Below are 2,381 nucleotides of genomic sequence, written 5' to 3' on the forward strand. Positions count from 1 at the left end.
GGGCCGGGGGTCTCAGGCGGGCTTGCCCGCGGGGGGCCAGGTGCGCAGGAGGTGGTCGAGGGCGTCCAGGGTGCGGTGCCAGCTCTCCTCGGCGGCGGGCGCGCTGTGGGCGAAGTTGCCGCTCAGCTCCAGGTCCACGAAACCGTGGAAGACGCTGCCGAGCAGCCGCACGGCGTGCGTCGCGTCGGGCTCGCCGAGCGCGTAGCCGCGCAGGAGGGCGCGGGACATCCGGGCGTGCCGGGGGCCGGCGCTCGCGAGGGCCGTCGCGTGGTCCATCGGGTGACGGGTCGCCGCGTAGCGGCCGGGGTGTTCCTGCGCGTACGCGCGGTACACCTCGGCGAAGGCGAACAGCGCGTCCTTGCCCGCCCGGCCCGCGAGGGCGTCCGCGGCCCGGTCGGCCAGCTCTTCGAGCGCCAGCAGCGCGATGCCGGTGCGCAGCTCGTCCGAGTTCTTCACGTGCGCGTACAGGCTCGCGGGCTTCACGCCGAAGCGGCGGGCCAGCGCGGAGAGCGTGACCTGCGCGAAACCCTCCTCGTCGGCCAGCTCGGCCCCGGCCCGTACGAGCCGTTCGGTGCTCAGTCCCACACGTCCCATCGGTTCGCCCCTTCCCCTCGTGCGTCTCGTCGCGTGTCGCGGTGCGTGCTGCGGCGCGCGTACGCGCCGCTTGCTACGAGCTTGAAGCATTTGCCTACGACCTATAGGCAATTCAGCCTGGGGTGTGTGAAGCCGCTCACCGAATCCGAAACCCGCTCCGCCTTCGTGAACTGCTCGAAGGGCGAGGCCAAGCGCCTCAACGTCCCTCGCGACCTGGCGGAACGTCCCTGGGAGGACCTGGACTACTTCGGCTGGCGGGACCCGCAGGCCCCCGACCGGGGCTATCTCGTCACGGTCATCGACGGCCGCACGTACGCGCTGGCGCTGCGCCGCCCGGCCACGGCGTCGTGGCAGGCCCGGCGCGGCATGTGCTCGATCTGTCTCACGCCGCACTCCGGCGGCGTGGCGCTGATGGTCGCGCCGCGCGCGGGCAAGGCCGGCAAGCAGGGCAACTCCGTGGGCACGTACGTGTGCGAGGACCTCGCGTGCCCGCTCTACGTGCGCGGCAAGAAGGACGTCGGCGCGGACCGGATGCACGAGTCGCTGACGGTCGAGCGGAAGGTCGCGCGGATGATGGCGAACCTGGAGGAGTTCGTGGGGCGGGTGCTGACGGCCGAGGGGTGAGGCCGGGGCGGCGTCGCGGGGCCGGGCCCGGCGTGCGGTGATCCGGCGCCACGAGCGCGGGGTCACGGCACGTCCGGCGGCAGCCGCTCCCCGTGGTCCTCAGGTGCGGCCGCGAGGTGGGCGGTTGCCCGCTCGTACTCCCGGGAGGGGGTGGCGAGTCCGGGGTGGTCGCGCCAGTAGTGCGGTCCGTGCAGGTGGAGCATCGCCCAGTGCCACGCCTCGTCGTGGAAGACCAGGCCGCGGTACGGGGCCGCCGGGGGCTCGTACGGGTAGGCCGCCAGCGCCTCCGCGCGGGCCCGCTCCGGCGTGCGCTCGCCGTGCCGTTCGAGGACCCACGCGAAGGCGGCCCTCTCCTCGCGCAGACACGCCCGGTACTCCTCCTCGTCCCGCTCCCCGTCCTCCGTGCTCACCAGCCGCCCCAGCTCGCCCGCAGCCACGCGAGTGCCGCCTCGCCCTGCGCCCGCTGGAAGGGGCGCAGGGTCGGGAGTCCCGGCGGCGCGGGGCGGGCCGCGCCGGTCAGGAAGAGGCCCGCCAGGCCGACGAGGGCCGTGGCGACGGCGGCCGGGTCCGCGCCCCGCGCCGTGAGGTGCGCGTCGAGGAGGGGGCGCAGGCCGGGGGCGCCCATGAGGACGCTCGGGCCCATCCCGACGACGTCCAGCCACGCGACGCCCGTCGCCGCGTGCGGCCAGTCCACGAAGACGACGGGACGGTCCGGGGCCTCGGTGAGCAGGAGGTTGTCCGCGCGCAGATCGCCGTGCAGGAGCGTCGTACCGGCCACCGCCGCGGGCCAGTGCGCCTCCCGCTCCGCGAGCCCGGCGAGCCGCGCGCGGGCCGGGGCGGGAAGCCCGGCGACGGTCGCCGCCGCCTCCGCCTCGCCCGCCTCGTACGCGGCCAGGAGCCGCCGCCAGTGCCGGAAGCCGTCGCTCCCGGCCAGCGAGGGCGCGCCGACGGGCGGGGCGGGCGTGAGCCGCGCGGCGAGTTCCCGCGTCGCGCGCAGGACGCGCGCGAGGTCCCGCGCCGACCACGGCTCGCGCGGCTGGTGGCCCGCGATCTCCTCGTAGGCCAGCACGACCCCAGCCGTCCGCCTCGACGTGGTCGAGGAGGCGCGGTACGGGTACGGAGGCGGGGAGCAGGGCCGCGATCCCGGCCTCCCCGCGGTGCAG

4 protein-coding genes are annotated in these 2,381 nt (G+C 76.1%); 1 reads left to right on the top strand and 3 read right to left on the bottom strand.

The window, feature by feature from the left end; genetic code table 11:
• Positions 1 to 12 precede the first annotated feature (12 nt).
• Entirely contained in the window at positions 13 to 594 is a 582-nt protein-coding gene (locus tag SSBG_RS16150) for a TetR/AcrR family transcriptional regulator (protein ID WP_008747162.1), read from the bottom strand.
• Positions 595 to 720: 126 nt separating this feature from the next.
• Here SSBG_RS16150 and SSBG_RS16155 point away from each other — a divergent pair, with 126 nt between their 5' ends.
• Entirely contained in the window at positions 721 to 1,218 is a 498-nt protein-coding gene (locus tag SSBG_RS16155) for an FBP domain-containing protein (RefSeq protein WP_008747163.1), read from the top strand.
• Positions 1,219 to 1,280: 62 nt separating this feature from the next.
• Here SSBG_RS16155 and SSBG_RS16160 read toward each other — a convergent pair whose 3' ends face one another.
• Together SSBG_RS16160 and SSBG_RS16165 are read right to left on the bottom strand one after the other, a co-directional pair.
• Positions 1,281 to 1,628: a hypothetical protein gene (locus SSBG_RS16160; RefSeq protein WP_158677787.1), complete on the bottom strand. Its 348-nt coding sequence runs from the start codon at positions 1,626 to 1,628 to the stop codon at positions 1,281 to 1,283.
• Positions 1,625 to 2,287, bottom strand: coding sequence for a phosphotransferase (locus tag SSBG_RS16165; protein ID WP_234010558.1), 663 nt, complete (start codon positions 2,285 to 2,287; stop codon positions 1,625 to 1,627). The genes SSBG_RS16160 and SSBG_RS16165 overlap by 4 nt, the downstream gene beginning before the upstream one ends.
• Between the last annotated feature and the right edge of the window lie 94 nt (positions 2,288 to 2,381).

Origin of the sequence: Streptomyces sp. SPB074 (assembly GCF_000154905.1) — a bacterium.
Classification (GTDB): domain Bacteria; phylum Actinomycetota; class Actinomycetes; order Streptomycetales; family Streptomycetaceae; genus Streptomyces.

What these genes read in the sequence shown, in the direction of transcription:
- SSBG_RS16150 (WP_008747162.1), bottom strand. Translation starts at nt 594, where the DNA reads ATGGGACGTGTGGGACTGAGCACCGAACGGCTCGTACGGGCCGGGGCC.